This window comes from Streptomyces sp. NPDC041200 (assembly GCF_055591805.1).
Genome location: NZ_JBVIZF010000023.1, coordinates 17,604 through 38,878, shown reverse-complemented (window position 1 = coordinate 38,878; position 21,275 = coordinate 17,604). Strand labels below are relative to the sequence as shown.

Annotated in this window: 19 protein-coding genes and 2 pseudogenes; 6 read left to right on the top strand and 15 right to left on the bottom strand. The window is 72.4% G+C overall.

Going from position 1 to position 21,275, the window contains the following annotated elements; translation table 11 throughout:
* Positions 1-10: 10 nt before the first annotated feature.
* A complete protein-coding gene (gene mycP / locus ACZ6CL_RS32590) occupies positions 11-1,213 on the bottom strand; it encodes a type VII secretion-associated serine protease mycosin (RefSeq protein ID WP_468942370.1) in 1,203 nt (400 codons plus the stop codon).
* Positions 1,210-2,127, bottom strand: a complete 918-nt coding sequence (locus ACZ6CL_RS32585; RefSeq protein WP_468942369.1) for a hypothetical protein — start codon at positions 2,125-2,127, stop codon at positions 1,210-1,212. Before ACZ6CL_RS32585 ends, mycP begins: the two co-directional genes overlap by 4 nt.
* Positions 2,128-2,587: 460 nt before the next feature.
* On the opposite strand from ACZ6CL_RS32585, the gene ACZ6CL_RS32580 reads away from it, so the two are divergent.
* Positions 2,588-3,784: an amino acid deaminase/aldolase gene (locus ACZ6CL_RS32580; protein ID WP_468942366.1), complete on the top strand. Its 1,197-nt coding sequence runs from the start codon at positions 2,588-2,590 to the stop codon at positions 3,782-3,784.
* A 22-nt stretch (positions 3,785-3,806) separates the two neighbouring features.
* Here the strand turns inward: ACZ6CL_RS32580 and ACZ6CL_RS32575 are convergent, their stop codons facing one another.
* The 4 genes from ACZ6CL_RS32575 to ACZ6CL_RS32560 form a co-directional block, all read right to left on the bottom strand.
* Positions 3,807-4,757 carry a DUF2510 domain-containing protein gene (locus ACZ6CL_RS32575; protein WP_468942519.1) on the bottom strand — a complete coding sequence of 317 codons (951 nt, stop codon included), beginning with the start codon at positions 4,755-4,757 and terminating at the stop codon, positions 3,807-3,809.
* Between the two features lie 91 nt (positions 4,758-4,848).
* Positions 4,849-5,643, bottom strand: coding sequence for a 3-oxoacyl-ACP reductase (locus ACZ6CL_RS32570; RefSeq protein WP_468942364.1), 795 nt, complete (start codon positions 5,641-5,643; stop codon positions 4,849-4,851).
* Between the two features lies 1 nt (position 5,644).
* On the bottom strand, positions 5,645-7,048 hold the full coding sequence (locus ACZ6CL_RS32565) for an aldehyde dehydrogenase family protein (RefSeq protein WP_468942362.1): 1,404 nt from the start codon (positions 7,046-7,048) through the stop codon (positions 5,645-5,647).
* 11 nt (positions 7,049-7,059) lie between these two features.
* Positions 7,060-8,427, bottom strand: coding sequence for a glutamine synthetase family protein (locus ACZ6CL_RS32560; RefSeq protein WP_468942359.1), 1,368 nt, complete (start codon positions 8,425-8,427; stop codon positions 7,060-7,062).
* Between the two features lie 105 nt (positions 8,428-8,532).
* Between ACZ6CL_RS32560 and ACZ6CL_RS32555 the strand changes: the two genes are divergently transcribed.
* The 3 genes from ACZ6CL_RS32555 (at position 8,533) to ACZ6CL_RS32545 (ending at position 11,777) form a co-directional block, all read left to right on the top strand.
* The gene (locus ACZ6CL_RS32555; protein WP_468942357.1) at positions 8,533-9,303 is read left to right on the top strand and encodes a FadR/GntR family transcriptional regulator; all 771 of its coding nucleotides are present in this window, start codon (positions 8,533-8,535) and stop codon (positions 9,301-9,303) included.
* Between the two features lie 286 nt (positions 9,304-9,589).
* Complete coding sequence (gene eat, locus ACZ6CL_RS32550) at positions 9,590-11,062, top strand: ethanolamine permease (protein WP_468942518.1); 1,473 nt, start codon at positions 9,590-9,592, stop codon at positions 11,060-11,062.
* A gap of 16 nt (positions 11,063-11,078) precedes the next feature.
* Positions 11,079-11,777 carry a gamma-glutamyl-gamma-aminobutyrate hydrolase family protein gene (locus ACZ6CL_RS32545; RefSeq protein WP_468942354.1) on the top strand — a complete coding sequence of 233 codons (699 nt, stop codon included), beginning with the start codon at positions 11,079-11,081 and terminating at the stop codon, positions 11,775-11,777.
* A gap of 123 nt (positions 11,778-11,900) precedes the next feature.
* On the opposite strand, the gene ACZ6CL_RS32540 is transcribed toward ACZ6CL_RS32545, so the two are convergent.
* From ACZ6CL_RS32540 to ACZ6CL_RS32520, 5 genes and pseudogenes are all read right to left on the bottom strand, one after another.
* On the bottom strand, positions 11,901-12,758 hold the full coding sequence (locus tag ACZ6CL_RS32540) for a chitosanase (protein ID WP_468942351.1): 858 nt from the start codon (positions 12,756-12,758) through the stop codon (positions 11,901-11,903).
* A gap of 99 nt (positions 12,759-12,857) precedes the next feature.
* Complete coding sequence (locus ACZ6CL_RS32535) at positions 12,858-14,072, bottom strand: MBL fold metallo-hydrolase (RefSeq protein WP_468942349.1); 1,215 nt, start codon at positions 14,070-14,072, stop codon at positions 12,858-12,860.
* A gap of 144 nt (positions 14,073-14,216) precedes the next feature.
* Positions 14,217-15,137, bottom strand: a complete 921-nt coding sequence (locus ACZ6CL_RS32530) for a GNAT family N-acetyltransferase (protein WP_468942346.1) — start codon at positions 15,135-15,137, stop codon at positions 14,217-14,219.
* A gap of 66 nt (positions 15,138-15,203) precedes the next feature.
* Positions 15,204-16,115: a glycoside hydrolase family 19 protein gene (locus tag ACZ6CL_RS32525; RefSeq protein ID WP_468942343.1), complete on the bottom strand. Its 912-nt coding sequence runs from the start codon at positions 16,113-16,115 to the stop codon at positions 15,204-15,206.
* A gap of 148 nt (positions 16,116-16,263) precedes the next feature.
* Positions 16,264-16,999 (bottom strand): annotated as a pseudogene (locus ACZ6CL_RS32520) (DUF6745 domain-containing protein); the annotation flags it as partial.
* On the opposite strand from ACZ6CL_RS32520, the pseudogene ACZ6CL_RS32515 reads away from it, so the two are divergent.
* Positions 16,923-17,826, top strand: a pseudogene (locus ACZ6CL_RS32515) (STM4011 family radical SAM protein). The pseudogenes ACZ6CL_RS32520 and ACZ6CL_RS32515 sit on opposite strands and share 77 nt — an antisense overlap.
* Here the strand turns inward: ACZ6CL_RS32515 and ACZ6CL_RS32510 are convergent.
* The 3 genes from ACZ6CL_RS32510 to ACZ6CL_RS32500 all read right to left on the bottom strand — a co-directional run bounded on the left by ACZ6CL_RS32510 (position 17,769) and on the right by ACZ6CL_RS32500 (position 19,849).
* Complete coding sequence (locus tag ACZ6CL_RS32510; RefSeq protein WP_468942515.1) at positions 17,769-18,539, bottom strand: SAM-dependent methyltransferase; 771 nt, start codon at positions 18,537-18,539, stop codon at positions 17,769-17,771. The pseudogene ACZ6CL_RS32515 and the gene ACZ6CL_RS32510 overlap by 58 nt on opposite strands.
* A gap of 188 nt (positions 18,540-18,727) precedes the next feature.
* Positions 18,728-18,979 (bottom strand): DUF397 domain-containing protein, encoded by a 252-nt coding sequence (locus tag ACZ6CL_RS32505; RefSeq protein WP_468942341.1) that lies wholly within the window; start codon positions 18,977-18,979, stop codon positions 18,728-18,730.
* Positions 18,980-18,982: 3 nt separating this feature from the next.
* Complete coding sequence (locus tag ACZ6CL_RS32500; protein WP_468942339.1) at positions 18,983-19,849, bottom strand: helix-turn-helix domain-containing protein; 867 nt, start codon at positions 19,847-19,849, stop codon at positions 18,983-18,985.
* Positions 19,850-19,986: 137 nt separating this feature from the next.
* On the opposite strand from ACZ6CL_RS32500, the gene ACZ6CL_RS32495 reads away from it, so the two are divergent.
* Positions 19,987-20,430, top strand: a complete 444-nt coding sequence (locus ACZ6CL_RS32495) for an ATP-binding protein (protein WP_234364982.1) — start codon at positions 19,987-19,989, stop codon at positions 20,428-20,430.
* A 39-nt stretch (positions 20,431-20,469) separates the two neighbouring features.
* Here the strand turns inward: ACZ6CL_RS32495 and ACZ6CL_RS32490 are convergent, their stop codons facing one another.
* Entirely contained in the window at positions 20,470-21,267 is a 798-nt protein-coding gene (locus ACZ6CL_RS32490; protein WP_468942335.1) for an SGNH/GDSL hydrolase family protein, read from the bottom strand.
* Positions 21,268-21,275 lie beyond the last annotated feature (8 nt).

Below are 21,275 nucleotides of genomic sequence, written 5' to 3'. Positions count from 1 at the left end.
GGCGGCGCGCTCAGCGTGCCGTGAAGCGGCGTAGGGCGCGTGGGGTGGGCAGGGGGCCCTTGCCTCGCCACAGGGTGATCGCGGCCGCCACCAGGGCCGCCCCGGCGAGGGCGGCGAACAGGGCCGTCTCGTTCAGCCCGGCGTCGTCGCCGGAGACACCGATGGAGGTGGGGCCGGAGCCGAAGAAGCGGCGGGGGGATGACGCGGCGGCGGGTTGCTGGGGTTCGGGTGTGGTTTTCGCGGCTGCCCTGAGGGCTGCCGCCGCGTCCACCACGCCCGCGCCCAGCTCGTCACTGTGGCCACCGGAGGGGCGGCTCCGGGCGGTCTGTTCCAGCAGCTGCCGGACCTGGCGCGGGCTCAGATCGGGGTGGGCGGAGCGGACGAGGGCGGCGGCGCCGGAGACGAAGGCGGCGGCGGCGCTGGTGCCCCAGCCCTCGTAGTAGCGCTTGTCGGGGTCGGCTATGACCACGTCGACGCCGGGCGCGGCGACGGTGGCGTACCAGCGGCGGGTGGAGAAGGCGGCGCGGTTGCCGTAGCGGTCGACGGCGGTCACCGCGATCACGCCGGGGTAGGCGGCCGGGTAGGAGACGCGGTCGCCCTTGTCGCCGCCGTTGCCCGCGGAGGCGACCACGACGGAGCCCTTGCGCAGCGCGTACTGCACGGCGGCGTCCTCGGCGGGCTCGGGGTGGGCCGAGGCGCTGTCGTCGCCGAGGGACAGGTTGATCACGTCGGCGCCGTGGTCGGCGGCCCAGCGGATGCCCTTCGCGAGCGCGCCGCCCCGGGAGCTGCGGGCCTTGGCGCGCTGCGGGTCGCCGTCTTCCAGGATCACCCGCACCGGAAGGATCTTGGCCTTGGGCGCGACCCCCATGACGCCCTCGCTGTCGTCCGCGCCGTGTCCGCTGGCGGCGACGATGCCCGCCATCGCGGTGCCGTGCCGGGCCCAGGGGCGGTCGCCGCGCTCGGCGCCGAAGCCGATGAGGTCCTTGCCGGGCAGCACCTGCCCCTTGAGGTCGGGGTGCTGGTCGTCGACGCCGGTGTCCAGGACGGCGACGGTCGTTCCCGCGCCCTGGGTGGTCCGCCACGCCTGGCGGGTGTGGAGGGCGTCGAGCGCCCACTCCTGGGCCTGGATGCCGTCGGCCTGTGCGGGGGTGACGGGTATCAGGGTGAGCCCGGCGGCGGCGAGGCTCACGGCGACGCGGCGCGCGGTCTTCATGAGCCGCTCCCCTGCTCCGGGGCCCGGGACAGGGCGCGGCGGAAGGCGTCCTCGGTCGCGTCGGCGATGCCGCGGGCGTCGTTGCCGAGGCCGGACTGGGCGGGGGCGGAGGTCGCGCCGCGCCGGGTCGCCTCGGCCGCCGACTGCGGGTCGGTGACCTCGCGGCCGTCGGCGAAGCCGGAGACCGAGAAGAGGACGGCGGGCGCGTCGGTCAGGACGCGGATGTGCCAGCTCGCCCGCTGGTCGTCGCCGAAGCGGGCCGCGGCGGTGCCCTTCCTGGCGTACGGACGGGGCATCAGGTCGGTGCGTTCGTCCAGCTTGTCGGCGGTGAAGCGCTCCCGCAGGGCCTTCATCCCGGCGGGGTCGGCCGAGGTGATCAGCAGGCCGACCGTGGTGACGCTGGTGCTGGTGGCGTCGGTGTAGGTGGCGCGCAGCAGGCGTTCACAGCCCACCGGGGAGAGCGCCTTGGTGAGCAGCGGGTCGAAGCCGCCACCGCAGCTGGTGTCGGGGGCGACCGCGATCCGGGTCCAGAGGCGGTCGGCGCCGCCGGGGCCGTCGCCCTTGCCGCGCAGGGTGCGGGGGAAGAGGTCGTCCACCGGGGCGCTGTGCCAGGCGGCGCGCGCGGTGGCGTAGCTGTCGGCGGTCGAGTGCGCCGCGTCGGGGCTGTCGCCCAGCCAGGTGCCCGCGGCGGCGCCGCCGAGCAGCCCGAGGCCGAGGACGAGGGCGACGGCGGCGGCCACCGTGCGGCTGCGCGGGCGGTGGTGGCCGGTTCCGGCGCTCGGCGGGGTGGCGGGGCGCGGCGGTACGCGGGTCGGGTCCTCGGCGGGGGCGTACCGGCCGCCGGGACGACCCGGGTTCGCTCCGCCGCGGGTGGCGCCCCGGGGGAAGGGGACCTTCGGCGGGACGCCGAGCACGGGCGTGTCCGGGTCAGGTACGAAACCAGGGGGGCCGAAATCAGGGGGGCCGAAGCCGGGCGACCCGACGCGGGGCGGTGGCCCGACACGGGGCGGGGGCCCGAAGAAGCCGGACGGGGTGCCGGGCGGGGTGAGGTTGCGCGATGGGGGCGCGGACCGGGGCGTGGGCGCGGTGCGCGGAGGGTGCACAGGGCGAGGTGGGGGCGTACGACGAGAAGAGTGCGCCTGTTCCGCGTCCGCGCTCACCGGCACCCCCTCGCGCCCATCGAGACCTGGCCCACGTCGCTCCGTCCGGTTCGCCGCGCCGCCCCACCGCCTTTCGGGCAGGCGGGCCCGAATACGGACATCACGCCGCTGACCTGCCGGTCATGGCGTGCGCGACACTCTACGGGGCACCGGGCACCCTCCGCATCGGCTGCCCTCTACCCAGCGGTAATCACGGTCTGGCAAGCTTCACCGCATGTCCGCTTCCGCCGCTGACCGGGCCCGTTACGACCGGGCCACCTCCCATCTCGAAGCGCCTGTGGCGATTGTCGACCTGAGGGCCTTCGACGACAACGCACGCGACCTGGTACGCCGGGCGGGAGGCAAGCCGATCCGGGTCGCCAGCAAGTCGGTGCGGTGCCGGGCGCTGCTGGAACGGGTCCTGGCCCGGGACGGCTTCGCGGGCATCATGAGCTTCACGCTCGCGGAGTCCCTGTGGCTGGCCCGCGAGGGCTTCGACGACGTCCTGCTCGCCTACCCGTCCACCGACCGGGACGGCTACGCCACCCTGACCAGCGACCCCAAGCTCGCCGCCGCCGTGACCGTGATGGTGGACGACGTCAGCCAGCTCGACCTGATCGAAAGCGTGCGCGCCGGGACCGAAGTGGTCCGGGTCTGTTTGGAGTTGGACACCTCGCTGCGGCTGCTGGGCGGCCGGATCCGCGTCGGCGCGCTGCGCTCACCGCTGCGCACCCCCGAGCAGCTGGCCGCGCTGGCGCGGGCGGTCGAGCGCCGCCCCGGCTTCCGGCTGGTCGGTCTGATGGGCTACGAGGGCCATGTGGCCGGGGTCGGCGACGCGGTGAGCGGCCGTCCGCTACGCTCCCGCGCGATCCGGCTGATGCAGAGCACGGCGCGCCGGGAGCTGGCGGCCCGCCGGGCGGCGGCGGTCCGGGCGGTCCGGGAAGTGGCGGACCTGGAGTTCGTCAACGGCGGCGGCACGGGCAGCGTGCAGCACACCGCCGCCGAGGACGCGGTGACGGAGATCGCCGCCGGGTCCGGGCTCTACCAGCCGCGGCTGTTCGACAACTACACGTCCTTCCGCGGCCGCCCGGCCGCCCTCTTCGCCCAGCCCGTGGTGCGCCGCCCGGGCGTGGGCGTGGTGACCGTACTGGGCGGCGGCTACCCGGCGTCCGGGGCGGCGGGCCCGGACCGGCTGCCGGTGCCGTATCTGCCGGAAGGACTGGCCTACGACCCGCAGGAGGGCCCGGGCGAGGTGCAGACCCCGCTGCTGGGCACGCCCGCCGACGATCTGCTGATCGGCGACAAGGTGTGGTTCCGGCACGCCAAGGCCGGTGAGCTGTGCGAGCGTTTCGCGACGCTGCACCTCGTCGAGGACGACCGGGTGGTGGACTCCGTACCGACGTACCGGGGCGAGGGCCGCACCTTTCTCTGACTCCGAACGGCGCCGGGTACGGCTAGATCGACCGGCCGTCGCCCGCCAGCGCCTCGATGCCCTTGACGATCTTGTCCATGTCGCCGAGCGGCGGCGCCTTGTCGCTCACGTCGAAGCCGAAGCGCACCAGGACCATGGTGTCGGGGACCGTGGGTGACGGGAAGGCGAGCGACTGGACGTATCCGTCGTCGCCCTTCTTCGTCACCACCTTCCAGCGCACCAGATAGCCCTTCTCCCCCGCGACGTCGACCGCCTCCTCCTTGAGCGGCTTGTGCGAGGTGATCCCGCCGTACGCCTTGCGGTCGGTGTCGTCGTCCGTGCCGTAGGACTCCTCGGCGTTCTGGGCTATGTCCTCCTCGGCGATGCCCTTGGCGGTGTCCGCCTCGAAGCCGCTGGCGGTCCGGGAGAAGGCACCGCCGCGTACGCAGTCGGTGGAGGGGTCGTTCGGGCACGGGTAGCGCGAGGTGGTCACGCCCGCGCCGCCGGCGCTGCTGCGGCCCGCCTGCCAGCCCGCCAGCACGGGCAGGGTGATGCCGCTCGCGGCGTCCGGGGCGGTACTCGGATCGTCGGTGGGCGGCGCGCTGGGGCCGTCGGTGGGCAGGCCGGACGGGGCGTCCGAGGGGGCGTCGTCGCCGCCTCCGGGCGGGGCGGGGGCGGTCGGCAGCGGGTTCGCCTGGTCGCCGTCGCCGCTGTCCCCGCTGTCGCCCAGCAGCACGATGCCGCCGATGATCGCGGCGACCACGGCCCCCACGGACAGCGCGAGCACCGCGACCCGGGGGCCGCGGCCGAGCCCCCGGCCGCCGTCCTGGCCGGGCAGATAGCCGGGCACGGGCGGCGGGCCGAAGGGCGAGTCCGCCGGGGCGGTGGCGTCGCGCGTGTACTCGGTCCAGGTGGACCCGTCCCACCACCGATGCAGCGCGGGGCCGTTACCTGTGTAACCGGGATCGGGATACCAGCCCGGGGGCGTGTTCATGCTCACGCGGTCACCCTATGGCCACGGATCGACTCCGTACACCGGGGTTGCGCGGACTGCGCGCCCGGCCACAAAGCGGTCCGCGGCGGGGCTACAGCGGGGTGACGTACGCTCCGGCGATGCCGCCGTCCACCAGGAACTCGGCCGCGTTGATGAACGACGAGTCGTCGCTGGCCAGGAAGGCGACCGCGGACGCGATCTCCTCCGGCTCGGCGAACCGCCCCACCGGTACGTGCACCAGACGCCGCGCCGCCCGCTCCGGGTCCTTCGCGAACAGCTCCTTCAGCAGCGGGGTGTTGACCGGCCCCGGGCACAGCGCGTTGACCCGGATGCCCTCGCGCGCGAACTGCACGCCCAGCTCGCGCGACATCGCCAGCACGCCGCCCTTGGAGGCGGTGTAGCTGATCTGCGAGGTCGCGGCGCCCATCACGGCCACGAAGGACGCCGTGTTGATGATGGAGCCCCGGCCCTGGCGCCGCATATGGGGCAGCGCGGCCTTGCAGCACAGATAGACGGAGGTGAGGTTGACCTCCTGGACCCGCTTCCAGGCGTCAAGGCCGGTGGTGAGGATCGAGTCGTCGTCGGGCGGCGAGATGCCCGCGTTGTTGAACGCCACGTCGACCGAGCCGTAGGTGTCGTACGCGGTCTGGAACAGCGCCTCGACCTGCTCCTGGTCGGTCACGTCCACCTGGACGTAGAGCCCGCCGACCTCGTCGGCCGCGGCCTTGCCCGCGGACTCGTCGATGTCGGCGCAGACGACGTGCGCGCCCTCGGAGGCGAAGCGGCGCGCGGTGGCCAGGCCGATGCCGCTGCCCGCTCCGGTGATGACCGCGGTACGGCCCACCAGGCGGCGGCACACGGGGGTGTCGGTTTCGCTCTTGCTCACGTCACTGCTCCTCGGTGCTTTTCTCGGTGCTGATGAACACGTTCTTGGTCTCGGTGAAGGCGGTCAGGGCGTCGGGGCCCAGCTCCCGGCCGAGACCGGACTGCTTGTAGCCGCCGAACGGGGTCGCGTAGCGCACGCTGCTGTGCGAGTTGACGGACAGGTTCCCGGCCGCGACGGCGCGCGAGACGCGCAGCGCGCGGCCCACGTCGCGGGTCCAGATCGAGCCGGAGAGGCCGTAGTCGGTGGCGTTGGCCAGCCGTACGGCGTCGGCCTCGTCCTCGAAGGGGAGGACGACGGCCACCGGGCCGAAGATCTCCTCCACGGCGGTGCGGGCGGTCTGGTCACCGGGCGCGGTGGCCTCCAGGACGGTCGCCGGGTACCAGAAGCCCTTGCCGCCGGGGGCCTCGCCGCGGATGGCGGCGGGCGCGTCCTCGGGGACGTAGGACCGTACGCGCTCCCGCTGCGCGGCCGAGATCAGCGGGCCCATGGCGGTGGCGGGGTCGGCCGGATCGCCGACCGCGAAGGACCGTACGGCGGGCTCCAGCAGCTCCATGAACCGGTCGTAGACGCGGCGCTGGACCAGGATCCGGCTGCGGGCGCAGCAGTCCTGGCCGGTGTTGTCCAGGAACGAGCCGGGCGCCGCGGCCGCCGCCGCCTCGATGTCGGCGTCGGCGAAGACGATGTTGGGGCTCTTGCCGCCGAGTTCGAGCGTCACGCGCTTCACGCCCGCCGCGCACTTCGCCATGATCTCCTTGCCGACGGGCGTCGACCCGGTGAAGACCACCTTGGCCACGCCCGGGTGCTCGACCAGCGCGGCCCCGGCCACCGGCCCGGCGCCGGGCAGCACCTGGAACAGCCCCTCGGGCAGCCCGGCCGCGAGGGCGAGTTCGGCGAGCCGGAGGGCGGTCAGCGGGGTGGTCTCGGCGGGCTTGAGGAGGACGGCGTTGCCCGCGGCGAGGGCGGGCGCGGTGCCCCACCCGGCGATCGGCATCGGGAAGTTCCACGGCGCGATGACGGCGACCACGCCGAGCGGTTCGTGGAAGGTGACGTTCAGGCCGCCCGCGACCGGGATCTGGGCGCCGCTCAGCCGCTCCACGCCCCCGGCCGCGTACTCCAGCAGATCGCGGACGTTGCCCGCCTCCCAGCGGGCGTTGCCGATGGGGTGGCCCGCCTCGCGGACCTCCAGCGCGGCGAGTTCCCCGAGGTGGTCGTCCACGGTGGCGGCGAAGCGGCGCAGCAGCCGGGCCCGGTCGGCGGGGGCGAGGGCGGCCCAGCCGCGCTGGGCGGTGGCGGCGCGGGCGACGGCGGCGTCCACGTCGCCGGCGGTGGCGGCCGGGACGGTGGCGATGACCTCCTCGGTGGCCGGGTTGAGGATGTGGTGCTCGTGGGGGTGTTCGGTGCTCACTCGGTGGTTCCTCACATGCGCTCGAAGGACCGGAAGCGTTCCCAGTCGGTGACGGCGGTGTCGTACGCCTCCTGCTCGACGCGGGCCATGTTGAGGTAGTGCTCGACCACCTCGTCGCCGAAGGCGGCCCGCGCTATGGGGCTGGCCTGCCACAGGTCGGCGGCGTCGCGCAGCGAGGTCGGCACGTGGTCGGCGTCGCCGGTGTAGGCGTTGCCGGTACAGACCTCGGGCAGCTCCAGCTCGTGCTCGATCCCGTACAGCCCGGCCGCCACCATTCCGGCGACGGCGAGGTACGGGTTGACGTCGCCGCCGGGGAGGCGGTTCTCGAACCGGTGCGCCTGGCCGTGGCCGATGACGCGCAGCGCGCAGGTGCGGTTGTCCGGGCCCCAGGCGACGGCGGTGGGCGCGAAGGAACCCGGCCGGAAGCGCTTGTAAGAGTTGATGTTGGGCGCGTAGAGGAGGGTGAAGTCGCGCAGCGCGGCGATCTGCCCGGCCAGGAAGTGGCGCATGGTCTTCGACATGCCGTACGGGCCCTCGTCGTCCGCGAACACGGGGTGCCCGGCCTCGTCGCGCAGCGAGAGGTGGATGTGGCAGGAGTTGCCCTCGCGCTCGTCGTACTTGGCCATGAAGGTGAGCGCCGTGCCCTCCTGGGCGGCGATCTCCTTGGCACCGGTCTTGTAGATGACGTGCTGATCGCAGGTGGTCAGCGCGTCGTCGTAGCGGAAGGCGATCTCGTGCTGGCCGAGGTTGCACTCGCCCTTGGCCGACTCGACGGTCATTCCGGCGGCGCCCATCTCGTTGCGGATGCGGCGCAGCAGGGGTTCGACGCGGCCGGTGCCGAGGATGGAGTAGTCGACGTTGTACTGGTTGGCGGGGGTCAGCCCGCGGTAGCCACTGTCCCAGGCCTGTTCGTAGGTGTTATTGAAGACCATGAACTCCAGCTCGGTCCCGGCGTACGCGGTCCAGCCGCGCTCCGCGAGCCGGTCGAGCTGGCGGCGCAGGATCTGCCGCGGGGAGGCGGCGACGGGCGAGCCGTCGTGCCAGGCGAGGTCCGCGGTGAGCATCGCGGTGCCGGGGTTCCAGGGGGTGCGGCGCAGGGTGGCGGTGTCGCCGTGGAGGGCGAAGTCGCCGTAGCCGCGCTCCCAGGAGGACATGGCGTAGCCGCCGACGGTGTTCATGTCGGCGTCGACGGCGAGCAGGTAGTTGCAGCCCTCGGTGCCGTGCTCCAGGGCGTCGTCCAGGAAGAACTGGGCGGCGAACCTCTTGCCCTGCAGTCTGCCCTGCATATCGGTGAAGGCCAGGACGACGGTGTCGATCTCCCCGGCGGCGACGAGCCTGGTCAGCTCGTCGACCGAGAGCGGGGGCGTGCGGTCTGCCACGGTGGTGCCTCCTGGCTTCCGGACTTTCGGACGGGTGTGGGGGCTCGGGGTGGCCTTAAGGTAATACCGCAGACCATTGATTGGGAAGGAGGTGCGGACGGTTCCATGAGCGGGAGTTCCATGAGCGGGAGTGCGAGCGGGAGCGTCGGCGCGGGCGGGAGCGGTGACCGGCTGGCGCCGGTGCTGCGCCCGGTGCGCGCCGGAAACGGCTTCGAGGAGGCGCTGGAGCAGATACTCCAGGTCGTACGGCTGGGGCTGGTCCCCGACGGCGACCGCCTCCCGGCCGAGCGCGAGCTGGCGGAGCGGCTGCGGATCAGCCGGGTGACCCTGCGCGAGGTGCTGAAGGTGCTCCAGGACCAGGGGATCGTGGAGAGCCGCCGCGGCCGGTACGGCGGCACCTTCGTACGGGCCCGGCCGGAGCCCGCCGCGGGCGGCGAGGACGAGCTGCGGCGGCGGATCGAGGCGGTGGACGTCGAGGACACGCTGCGCTTCCGGGAGGTCCTGGAGGTCGGCGCGGCCGGGCTGTGCGCCGCGCACGGCCTGGACGGCGGCCAGACCGCGCGGCTGCGCGCGGCCCTGGACGCGACCCGCGACGCCCCGCTGGCCGACTACCGGCGGCTGGACACGATGCTGCACCTGACCCTGGCGGAGCTGGCGGGCTCGCCCTCGCTGGCCGCCCAGTACGCGGCCGTCCGCGCCACCGTCAACGATCTGCTGGACTGCATCCCGCTGCTGGTACGGAACCTGGAGCACTCCCAGGCCCAGCACGGCGCGCTGGTCGAGGCGGTGCTGGACGGGGACGCGGACGGGGCGCGCGAGGTGATGCGGGAGCACTGCGAGGGCACGGCGGCGCTGCTGCGCGGGTTCCTGCCGTAGGGGGTGTCTTGCCGGTCATGCCGGGCTCCCGACGCCTGGCACGGCACCTCGCGACGCCGCGCTCGTCGCACTCCGCGCCTCCCCCAGCTACCGCTGGGAGGCGCCCCCTGCACCAGACGCCGCTCGCTGATCCGGCCTGATCGGCAGGACACCCCCTAGCCCTGTTTTTCGGCGGAGGGTCTTGCGCGGACCCACTCCCTGCGGCAAAGGTATGCCACCACACCAATCCCCACCCCCGTTTGCGCCCGTCCCCTCTCGTGCGAAGCCAGGAGTGCCCATGGCTGACATGGCCGAAGGAACCGAGACCGCCCGCACCACCTCCCCCGATCCCGGCGACCCCAATGAACCCGGCGGATCCGGCTACCTGGAGCGGCGCACTCTGCGGCGCGGCAGCGCGGGTCCGCTGCTGCTGACCGGTCTCGGCGTCGCCTATGTGGTCTCCGGCGACTTCTCCGGCTGGAACTTCGGCCTCGCGGAGGGCGGCTTCGGCGGACTGGCCATCGCCGCCGTGCTCATGGGCCTGATGTACACCTGCATGGTCTTCGCCCTCGCCGAACTGGCCGCGATCCTCCCCACCGCGGGCGGCGGCTACGGCTTCGCGCGGCGCGCCCTCGGCCCCTGGGGCGGGTTCCTCACCGGCACGGCGATCCTCATCGAATACGTCCTCGCACCCGCCGCCATCTCCATCTTCATCGGCGACTACGTCGAATCGCTCGGCCTCTTCGGCCTGGAGTCGGGCTGGCCGGTCTATCTCGCCTGCTTCGCGATCTTCATCGGGATCCATCTGTGGGGCGTGGGCGAGGCCCTGCGGTTCAGCCTCGTCGTGACCGTTATCGCCGTCGCCGCGCTGCTGATCTTCGCCGTCGCCGCCTTCACCGAGTTCGACTCGGGCTCGCTGAACGACATCGCGGTCGACCACTCGGCGTTCGGCGCCAACTCCTGGCTGCCGTTCGGACTGCTCGGCATCTGGGCGGCGTTCCCCTTCGGCATGTGGTTCTTCCTGGGGGTTGAGGGCGTTCCGCTCGCGGCCGAGGAGACCCGCGAGCCCGCGCGCACGCTGCCCAAGGCAATGGCCGCTTCGATGGGCATCCTGCTGCTCCTGGCCCTGCTCACCTTCCTCGCCGCGACCGGCGCGCGCGGCCCGGACGCCGTGCAGGACGCGGGCAACCCGCTGGTCGAGGCGCTGCAGCCGGACGGTGAGCCCACCACGCTGTCCCGCGTCGTCAACTACGCGGGTCTGGCCGGTCTGGTCGCTTCCTTCTTCTCCCTGATCTTCGCCGGTTCGCGGCAGCTGTTCGCCCTCTCCCGGGCCGGATACCTGCCCCGCTTCCTCTCCCTGACCAGCCGCCGCAAGGCCCCCTACCTGGGCCTGCTCGTCCCCGGCGCCATCGGCTTCGGCCTCGCCGCCTGGTCGGGCGACGGCGCCCGGATGCTGAACGTCGCGGTCTTCGGCGCCACCATCTCGTACGCCCTGATGTCGCTCTCCCACATCGTGCTGCGCCGCCGTGAGCCGGGCCTCGCGCGCCCGTACCGCACCCCCGGCGGCCTCGTGACCTCGTCCATCGCCTTCGTCCTGGCCTGCTTGGCGCTGTTGGCCACGTTCCTGGTGGACAAGGACGCGGCCTTCATCGCACTCGGCGTCTACGCCGTGGCGCTCGCCTACTTCGCCTTCTACAGCCGCCACCGGCTGGTCGCGTCGGCGCCGGAGGAGGAGTTCGCCGCGCTGGCGGAGGCCGAGGCCGAACTGTCCCGCGACTGAGAGATTGGACCCGTCCTTGCCTCCTCTGCCTCCTCTGATCGGCATCAGCACCTACCTCGAAGCCACGGCGCACTGGGGCGTCTGGAACCTCCCGGCCGCCCTGCTCCCCGCCGGGTACCACCGGCTCGTCCAGCGCGCGGGGGGCCTGGCCGCGATGCTGCCCCCGGACGCCGCCGGTGGGTCGGCGGCCGCCGTGGTCTCCCGCCTCGACGCGGTCGTGATCTCCGGCGGCCCGGATGTGGAGCCCGTACGGTACGGAGCCGACCCCGATCCCCGGACGGGCCCGCCCGCCCGCGAACGCGACACATGGGAACTCGCCCTGATCGAGGCGGCGCTGTCCTCGGGCGTCCCCCTGCTGGGCATCTGCCGGGGCCACCAACTCCTCAACGTGGCACTGGGCGGCACCCTCCACCAACACCTGGACGCCCACGCGGGCCCGCCGGGCGTCTTCGACCAGCACGAGGTCAAACCGGTCCCCGGCACCCTCCTGAGCACGGTCCTCCCGGAGCCCCTCTCCGTACCCACCTACCACCACCAGTCGGTGGACCGCCTCGGCGAGGGCCTGATCGCCAGCGCCTACGCGTCGGACGACGGCACGGTGGAGGCGGTGGAACTGCCTGGCGCGGAGGGCTTCGTGCTGGGCGTGCAGTGGCACCCGGAGGCGGGGGACGACCTGCGGGTCATGCGGGCGCTGGTTGCTGCGGCGGCTCGCTGACCTCCAGCCCGAGGTGCGCGAACGCCACGTCCCGGACGCCGCGCACCACGTCCCGGACGCCGCGCACCGCGTCCGGGTCGAGGTGGGCGAGGACGGGGAGGGCCAGGTACCAGCCCGGTCCGGTCAGCTGTTGATTTCGAAGGACTCGCCGTACACCTTCCACTTCAGCGGCGGGTTCAGGTCGAAGTTCTTCGCGTTGAGGAAGACGCGCTGCGCGGTGTCGACCCGGCTGGTGTCGCTGTGCGCTTCCTCGCTCTGCATGGCCTTCTTGCGGGCGTCGAGGAAGGCGTTCAGGTACGTGGTCTGGTTGCCGCCCTGCGCCGGGGTCTTGGCGTTGGACATGGCCGTCTTGCGTATGCCGCCGAAGCTGTACTTGCTGCTGCCCGGGCCGTGCATGACGATCGCGTCGTAGTAGATGAACTGGCCGAGCGTGCCCAGGCCGTCATCCTTGCCCTGCTTGACGGACGGGTTGAAGTAGACGCGGTCGCGCTCGTGCTCCTGGGCGTCCTGGAACACCTTGTCGGCGGCGGCCGTCTTCCAGTCCTTGGTGAAATTGGGGTCCAGGCCGCTGTGGGAGTCGCTGCCGTTGACCTTGCGCAGGGCGGGGAGGTACTTGGCGAGGACGTTGCCGGGCTTCTTCTCGGTGTAGTACTCGACGAGTTCCAGCATGTCGCCGGTGCCGGAGCAGAAGCCGATGATCCCGGCGGTGTAGCCGCGGCCGTCGCCGATGTCCTCGATGTACTTGAACTGGCCGCGCCAGTCCAGCGAGGAGTTCTCGGCACTGGAGACCAGCTTCATGGCGATCTCCTTCTTGGCCGGATCGTCCAGGTTGGCCGCCACACCCGTCTGGTGGGCCGGGGACGGGGCGGGGGCGGCGGCCGGACGCATGGCCGCCTGGCCCACTCCGACTCCGATGCCCGTGAACACCAGCGCGGCGGGTAACGCCACGGCCGCCGCTGTCAGGCCGATCCTTCTGGACATGGGGGACTCCGTTCGCTTGAGTCGTCCGTTAGGAATGTTTCCTAACCATTGAAGCGAGCACGCCACACCACCCACAAGGCTTTCGACTCAACTCGCGTACTACGCCTGCGGAATGGGCACCGCCTGGTCGGTGTCGCCATCCGACGTACGGACCGGAGGCGTGGGCGTACGGACCTCCTCGGGGGCGCCCCCGGCGGCGCCCGGCGCCGCCACCGCTCGCCACCACGTCTCCAGTGGCAGCCCGGGCCCCGGCTCGAAGGGCTGCCCCGGGCGCGGCACGGCCACGCTCGCGCCCGCTGCCCGGGCCGCGGTGACGGTGCCCTCGGCGGGCTCCTCCCACGGGTGCGGGGCCAGGTTGAAGGTGCCCCAGTGGATCGGCAGCATGATCCCCCGGGTGGGCTCGCCGCCCTGGAGGTCGAGGTGGGCGCGCACGCCCTCCTCCGGCGTCATATGAATGTCCGTCCAGAACTCGCTGTAGGCACCGATCTGGATCATGGTCGCGTCGAACGGCCCGTACGACGCCCCGATCTCCGCGAAACCGGGGAAGTACCCGGTGTCCCCGCTGTGGTAGATGCGGTGCTCGGGTCCGGCCACCACCCAGGAGGCCCACAGCGTGTGCTGGGTGTTGCGCAGCGCGCGGCCGCAGAAGTGGCGGGCGGGGGTGGCGGTGAGCAGCAGCCCGGCCACATCGGTGGACTCGTGCCAGTCCAGCTCCGTCATCCGGTCCGCCGGTATGCCCCAGCGCTCCAGGTGCGCGCCGACACCGAGCGGGACGACGAACACCGTCCCGGTGCGCGCCAGCGCGCGGATCGTGGGCATGTCCAGGTGGTCGTAGTGGTCATGGGAGATGACCACCGCGTCCACCGGCCCCAGCTCCCGGAGCGGCACCGGGACCGGGTGCAGCCGCTTGGGCCCCAGGGATGCGAAGGGCGAACAGCGCTGGCCCCACACCGGGTCGAACAGCACCCGCCGCCCGTCGATCTCGGCGAGCACGCTGGAATGGCCCATCCAGGTCAGCCGCAGCCCGGAGGCGGGCGGGGCGGCCAGTTCGGCGAGGGTGGTGGGGTACACCGGCACGGTCCCGGCGGGGGCCCGGCGTATGCGGTCCTCCTTGCGGAAGTACGTGGGCAGGAACTTCAGCATCGAGCCGGAGGGCGCCGTGCGGCCGTTGCCGCCGGGGTTGGTGAACACACCGTTCGCGAAGTTCGGCGACTTCCGGATGCGCTCCATCCGCTCCCCGGCCGGGTCCGCCCCGAAGGCGGCGGGGCGCAGGGCTGCGGCGAGCCGGGCACGCTGGGAGCTGGAACCGGTCACGGCACCTCCTGGGTGATGGGGAGCGACGGGCACCCCATGGCCTGTGCTGTTGTGCTGCTGCACTGTGACAACTCTCGCGATGGGCGACCTTGTTCCGGAAGGGGGCACCGGGTCTGTTCAGCTCGTTTTCAGGGGGTGTGAACGTCAGCGATCGCCGGTGAACGTCAGCAGCAGATGATCCTCGACCGGGCGGTAGCCGATCCGCTGGTAGAGGGCGTTGCTGGTGGGGTTGGCCAGGTCGGTGAAGAGCAGCACCCGCTCGGCTCCCGCCGTGCGCGCCGCCCGGCTCACCGCGGCCGTGACCGCACCCCCGTAACCGTGCCCGCGCAGCTCGGGCGGGGTGTAGACGAACGAGACCCGGACGGTGGCCGCGACCGCGCGGCTCACCGCGGCGGTGGCCACCGGCTCGCCGTCCACCTCCCACAGCAGGACGCCGTGGTGGCTGAGCCGGTCGTCCACCGCGCGCGCCACCTCGTCCTCGGGCAGCGCTCCGGTGTCGCGGCCGAACGCCGCGTACCAGCTCAGCAGCAGATCGCGGTCGGCGGTGGTGGCCGCCCGGGCCCACCCCCGTGATACGGGCCCGGACGGGGTCAGGGTGTCCAGCCGGTACAGCCGCTGGACGTGGTCGGCCCGGCGGACCTCCCCGGTGTGCCGCGCCCAGGCGTCCGCGAAGGCCTCGGCGACGGGGCGCACACCGTTCACCCCGGTGATCCGCGGCTGCTCCGCTGGCCGGTCCGCCCGCTGCTCCGCCCGCCGGTCCGCCCGCTGGTCCGCCGGCTGCTCCGCCCCGGCGAGGGTGCGGGCCAGCGCGTCCGCGGCCTCGGCGGGCATGGCGGAGAGCAGCGGCGGACGGGGCGGAGTACGGACGTACGCACCGTCTACGGCGCCCGAGGGCGCCCGCCACCAGCCGTAGACCGGCGGCTGGTCGCCGTAACGATTACTGCCCGCCGCCGCCAGCGAGGAGACGACGGTGAGGAGAAGGGTGTGCTGGACCGGGCGGGCGCGCAGAAACGCGCCCGCGGCGGCCTGGAACGCATCGAGGTCGGAGGTCGTCGTCCACGCCATGCGTTCCAGGCTGGCGGGCGCGGCCCGCCCGGCGCACCTTATTTATTTCCGGGCCTTGTTTCCGGGTCAGCAGCTGAGGTTCGAGCCGGGGGTGGTGCCGAGTATCTGGACCATCCGCTGGTACGCGTTGATGCGGCTCTGCACCTGGCCCGGGTTGCCGCCGTTGCACTCCAGGCTGCCGTTGATGCTGCGGATGGTCTCGCCGAAGCCGCGCTGGTTGACCATGGCGGCGTGCGGGGTCATGGTGCCCGGCCCGGTCTGGGTGTTCCAGTACCAGAGGGCGGTCTTCCAGGACACCGCGGAGTCGTTCTGCACCAGCCAGGGGTTGCCCAGCAGGTCGATGCCCAGGGCGTCGCCCGCGGCCTTGTAGTTGAAGTTCCAGCTGAGCTGGATCGGTCCGCGGCCGTAGTACGCCGCCTGGCCCGCGGGGCAGCCATACGGCCGGTTCCAGTCGCAGTAGTGCGGGTAGTTCGCCTGGTTCTGCTCGACGATGTGGACGAGACCGCCGGTCTCATGGCTGACGTTGGCGAGGAAGGCGGCCGCCTCCTGCCGCTTCACGGTGTCGCTGCCGGTGTTCGCGAAGCCGGGGTAGGCGCTCAGGGCGGCGGTCAGGCCCTGGTAGCTGTAGAAGCCGTTCCGGTTCGGGAACATCTGGTTGAACTGCGCCTCGCTGACGACGAAGCCGGAGTTCCCGCCTCCGCCGCAGTCGAACGGCTCCCAGTACCAGGTGCTGATCACCGGGTCGTAGCCCGGATTGTCGTGCTCGGCGCGGTAGTACCTGCCGTCGGTGTACCGGACGATGTCACCGGTCACGTACCACTTGCCCGCGACCCAGTTCGGATAGGTGCAGGCCGCGGGTGCGGCCGTGCCCGCCGCGTCGGCCGAATCCGCCGACGCGGAAGCCATGGGCATGCCAAACAGTAAGGCGCACACCGCCGCCAGCGCGGCGAACCACGTCGTGGCGCGTCTTCTCCACATGAGACCACCCCAATGCTCGTGTTGTCGGAGGACACTCAATCGGCTTGGTCTATACCAGTCAAGGTCCAGACCAAGCCGATGTGGGGTGTGCGCGCCCGGCTCAGGTCTCGCGCTCCGGCACATACGTCTCGGCGTCCAGGCCGAAGGTCGCGCCGGACTCGTCGAGATAGCGCTCGTAGCCGTAAGCCTCCAGCATCACCCGGCGCAGCTCCGCGTTCTCCTCCGCGCGGATGCGGTTTGGGGTCAACTCGCCCAGCCGGTCGAGGAAGTCCGCGGGCACCGGCATCCCGCGCCAGGCGTACAGCGCGAAGCCGTCGGGGAAGGCCAGCGCGCGACCGTCGCCGCGGTCGAGGCGGCCCGCTTCGTCACGGTGCAGTTCGACCGGGCGCTCCGCGATCACTACGGCCTTCTCATACGGCCACCACCACCCGGCGGCGCGGGCCACCGCGGCGGGCCCGGCGAGTCCGCCGTCCGGATCATCGGCCACCGAGGCCAGCCAGGGCGCGTCGTGCTGCCCCAGCACCGCGTCCAGCAGGGCGAGCCGGACGGCCGTCTCCTGGTCCGCGCGCTCCGTGCGCGTCCCCTCCGCCAGGGACTCGATGACGCCGGTGCGGACGCGCTCGGTCAGCGCCCGGGTGACGTCCCACAGCGGCGCCCCCGTCAGCGCCCAGCGCTGGGCCCACCCGGACGGGCCCAGCGCCGTGTGCGCCCGCTCCCGGGCACGCGCCCACGGGCGGGTGCGCACCGCGTCCCGCACCGAGGCGCCCGCGGCGCCCGCCACCGGCTCGATCTTGGTACGCCAGCCGGATGCCCGCCTCGGTCGCCTCCCGGTCAGCGGGGCCGGTCGCCGCGGCCACCGACTGTCCGTACTGCCCGTTCGCCAAGCGGCGCGACAGCCGGGAGGCGCCGCGCGCCGACCGGGCCGCGCTGGAGCGCTTCACGGCGTGGGCCCGGGAGCAGTCGGGCGACCGGCTGTCGGTGCTGTTCACGCCGTGGGGCGAGCGGCTGACGCGCTCCTGGTACCGCCGCGCGCTCATCGAGCTGAGCCGTCTTCCGCATATCGAGCGGGTGGCGATCCAGACCAACCTGAGCTGCCGCACCGGCTGGTCGGCCGAGGCCGACCGGGACACGCTCGCGCTGTGGTGCGCGTACCACCCGGGCCGGACGCCGTACGACCGGTCTGGCCACGTGCCGGGAGCTGGCCGCGCGCGGGATACGCCACAGCGTGGGGATCATCGGGCTCCCGGACCATCTCGACGCGGCCCGCGGGCTGCGCGCCGAGCTGCCCGAGCAGGTCTATCTGTGGGTGAACGCGGCGGAGGGCCACACCCACACGGACGCGGAGGCCGCCGACTGGACGGCGCTCGACCCGCTCTTCGGCTACAGCCGCCCTCCGCACCGGAGCGCCGGTCCGCCATGCCGGACCGGCGCCTCGGTGATCTCGGTGGACGGCGACGGCACGGTGCGCCGCTGCCACTTCGTCCGCACGGAGCTGGGCAATCTGTACGACGGCTCCTACCGCGCGGCGCTGCGGCCCCGGGTCTGTCCGCTCGCCGTGTGCGACTGCCACATCGGCTACGTCCATCTGGAGTCGCCGCCGCTGTACGACGTGTTCGCGGGCGGGGTCCTGGAGCGGATCCCCGCCCACCTCCCTCAGTCGGTGCGGCCGGTGTCCGTGCGGCCGGTGTCCTTGCGCCCGACGCCGCCGTAGATGCCGACGGACCCATCGGCTCCGGCATCGGGCGGCCCGTCCGGGCGCCACTGCGGCGCCCGCACCAGCCCCGGTTCGAGCATGGTGAACCCGTCGAAGAACGGGACGATCTCGGCGTGACGGCGCAGGCTCAGCTCGGCGGTGGACTTCCGGTACACCTCGTCGGCCACCTCGTCGGGGCCGTGGAAGTCCAGGGTGCCGTGGCTGATGACCAGATGGCTTCCGGCCGCCATCGGCTCGGTCAGGGTGGCGATGATCCCCGCCGGATCCTCCGCGTCCGAGACGAAGTGGAGGACCGCGACCAGCAGCAGTGCCACGGGTTCGGTGAAGTCGATGCCGTCGCGCACCGCCGGATGCGCCAGGATGGCGGCGGGTCCGCGCGCGTCGGCCAGCGCGAAGTGGGTGCCCGGGGTGCTGGTCAGTTTGGCGTCCGCGTGCGCGGCGACGATCGGGTCGTTGTCGATGTACACCACGCGGGTGTCCGGGGCGATCTCGCGGGCCACTTCATGGGTGTTGGGCGAGGTCGGTATGCCCGTCCCGATGTCGATGATCTGCCGTATGCCGCTCGCCACCACCGTACGGACGGCGCGCAGCAGGAACGCGCGGTTGGCGCGGGCGCTGTCGAGGATGTCCGGGGACTGCCCGATGATGCGCTCGGCGGCCTCGCGGTCGATCTCGTAGTTGTCCTTTCCCCCCAGGTAGTAGTCGTACATCCGGGCCGGATGCGGTCTGCTGGTGTCGATGTCCTGGCCGGATACCCGCGTACCGGAGATGCGCGACGCGGATAATCGCTGGCCGGGTAATCGCTGGTCCGCTAATGGTCGGTCGGTCACACCATGTCCCCTTGTCAGTCCCCCTCGTTCCCGCTCGTTCCCCCGTGTGCGCCCCCGTCGCACGGGCGTCACAGGAGCAGGAAGTCGGCCTCTCCGGCCTTCGCCCCCTGGATGAAGCGCTTCATCTCCAGGTGCGTGTAAATCAGAGCCGGTCCGTCCGGATCGGTCGACTGGCGCAGCGCCACCCGGCCGTCCCTCAGCCTCATCGCCTCGACGCAGCTTCCCCCATTGCCACCGCTCCACGGCTTGTGCCAGCCCTCGGAACCGAGGTCCCTGGCCGGCATGCCGCTGTAGACACGGCTCGCGCATATGCGATCCATCGTTCAGATCTCCTTGCGAATGCCACTCAGAATGGCCTGAGTGGTCTGTGCAGGCGCGGCCTGCGCGCACATCCGGTCCAGGGCCTCCAGGAACGCCGAGACGTCATCGCGCTGGTCGAAGTAGGAGCCGCTCACGAGCGTCTCCGTATACGCGATGTCGGGCAGCTCCGGGATCGGGAACCGGAAGATATGGAAGGGGCCGTACATCGCCGGGTGCGGTCCGGCGTCGAACGGCATGACCTGCAGTCTGATCTGGGGTGAGTCGGCGACCTCGATCAGCCGCCCGATCTGGGCCCGCATGGTCTCGGACCCGCCGATGGGACGGCGCAGCACCGTCTCGTCCATCACCACCCACAGCATGGGCGGATCCTGGCGGCGCAGCAGGGCCTGGCGCTCCATCCGCAGCGCGACGTTGCGCTCGATCTCCGTCTCGGGGGCGTGCGGCATGCCCGCGCGGAGCACCGCGCGGGAGTAGTCCTCGGTCTGCAGCAGCCCGGGGATGTAGTGCGGTTCGTAGGCCCGGATGAGGTTGGCCTCGACCTCAAGGCTCACGAACGTGTTGAACCAGTCGGGCAGGACGTCCCGGAACCGGTGCCACCAGCCGTTCTTGTTGGCCTCCTTCGCGAGGGAGAGGAAGGCCTCGACCTCCTGGGGGTCGGTGACGCCGTAGGTGCGCAGCAGTTTCTCGACGTACGGGAGCTTCAGGCCGACCTCGGCCTTCTCCATGCGCCGGATCGTGGCATGGGTGACGTCGAGCGCCCGCCCGGCCTGTTCGAAGGAGAGTCCGGACTTTTCGCGAAGGTCCTGGAGCCGCTTGCCGAGCACGACCCGCAGGACGGTCGGGGCACCGCCCGACCGCGCATCCGCCACTATCGTCCCCCTCCACTTACTGTCACAGCACAGCAGTCTGGCACGGGCTCAGCTTTCGGAACAGTCTGTCCTTGCGATTCTGTAATTTACAGACTGAACCTTGTCACAAGCGATCGTGACAGAGCATAGTTACGGGTGTGGCTCCTTCCTACGAGGCTCTCCGGTTAGGGCACAGCGGCTCGACGGTCGCTGCGTGCCTTCAGGACGCGTTTCGTCTCCCGGCGCTGAGCACGTCCGTCGCGGAGGCGAGAAGGCATGTCGTCCTGCGGCTGCGCTCATGGGGTGTCGACCAGGACACCCGTGACAGCGCCGAATTGGTGGTCTCCGAGCTGTTCACCAACGCGGTCCGGCACACCTCGAGCGATGAGGTGCGCTGCTCGTTGCAGCTGATGGGGACCCGGTTGCGGCTCGAAGTGGCCGACCAGGGATGCGCGCGCACGGTGCCGCAGGCGCGGTCGTCGGTGAGCGTGGATCAGGAGGGCGGACGCGGGCTGATGCTCGTCGAGGCCCTGTCCCAGGCCTGGGGCGTACGGCCCCACACGGGCGGCGCGGGCCGCGCCGTATGGGCCTACCTGGCCTGAAGGACAGCCCCGCCCGGTACGCGTCGCCCCCGGCGGGGGTCAGTGGCGCAGCGGCAGCAAGTCCGGGCGCTTGGGCTCCACATGGTCTCCGGACGACACTCCGCGCAGCCGTCGCCCGATCCACGGCACCAGGTACTCGCGCGCCCAGTGGATGTTGTCCCGGCGCACCTCGGCCGGGGTGCGCTGCCCGTCGTCCGGCCACGGCTGGTCGGGGTCGGCGGGCACCTCGAGACCGAGGACCTGACCGGCGCGCAGCGCGACCCGGGTGTGTCCGTCGGGCGACAGGTGGAGCCGGTCGTCGTCCCAGGCCCGCCGGTCCTGCACCGAGCGGAGCGACCACAGGTCGAGCACCGGGCAGTCGTAGCGGTCGGCGATCGCCCGTACATGGGCCGTATACGTGGCGATCTTGCCCCGCAGATGGCGGAGCACCGGAATCCCCCGGGTGTCGAAGCCGGTGCACAACAGCACGGTGGGCACCCGGGACGTGAGGTCCGCGACGGCGGCCTCGTAGCGCCGGGCGACATCGTCGGGGTCGCTGCCGGGCCGCAGGATGTCGTTGCCGCCCGCGCAGAAGGTCACCAGGTCGGGGCCGAGATCGACCGCCCGCGGCACCTGCTCCTCGACGATCGGGTCCAGGAGCCGCCCGCGCACGGCGAGGTTGGCGTAGCGGAAATCGTGTTCGGGCCGCCGGTCGGAGAGGAGGACGGCGAGCCGGTCGGCCCAGCCGATGAACACGCCGTCCGGTCCGGGATCGCCGACGCCCTCGGTGAAACTGTCCCCGATGGCTGCGTACGACCCGATCACTTCATGCTTGAGTCTTTGCGAATCGTCTGCCACATCCGGAC

Coding starts and splice junctions, on each gene's coding strand:
- ACZ6CL_RS32505 (WP_468942341.1), bottom strand. CDS start 18,979: ATGGATCGCATATGCGCGAGCCGTGTCTACAGCGGCATGCCGGCCAGG.
- ACZ6CL_RS32575 (WP_468942519.1), bottom strand. CDS start 4,757: ATGAACACGCCCCCGGGCTGGTATCCCGATCCCGGTTACACAGGTAAC.
- ACZ6CL_RS32540 (WP_468942351.1), bottom strand. CDS start 12,758: ATGTCCAGAAGGATCGGCCTGACAGCGGCGGCCGTGGCGTTACCCGCC.
- ACZ6CL_RS32530 (WP_468942346.1), bottom strand. CDS start 15,137: ATGGCGTGGACGACGACCTCCGACCTCGATGCGTTCCAGGCCGCCGCG.
- ACZ6CL_RS32510 (WP_468942515.1), bottom strand. CDS start 18,539: ATGTACGACTACTACCTGGGGGGAAAGGACAACTACGAGATCGACCGC.
- mycP (WP_468942370.1), bottom strand. CDS start 1,213: ATGAAGACCGCGCGCCGCGTCGCCGTGAGCCTCGCCGCCGCCGGGCTC.
- ACZ6CL_RS32580 (WP_468942366.1), top strand. CDS start 2,588: ATGTCCGCTTCCGCCGCTGACCGGGCCCGTTACGACCGGGCCACCTCC.
- eat (WP_468942518.1), top strand. CDS start 9,590: ATGGCCGAAGGAACCGAGACCGCCCGCACCACCTCCCCCGATCCCGGC.
- ACZ6CL_RS32555 (WP_468942357.1), top strand. CDS start 8,533: ATGAGCGGGAGTTCCATGAGCGGGAGTGCGAGCGGGAGCGTCGGCGCG.
- ACZ6CL_RS32525 (WP_468942343.1), bottom strand. CDS start 16,115: ATGTGGAGAAGACGCGCCACGACGTGGTTCGCCGCGCTGGCGGCGGTG.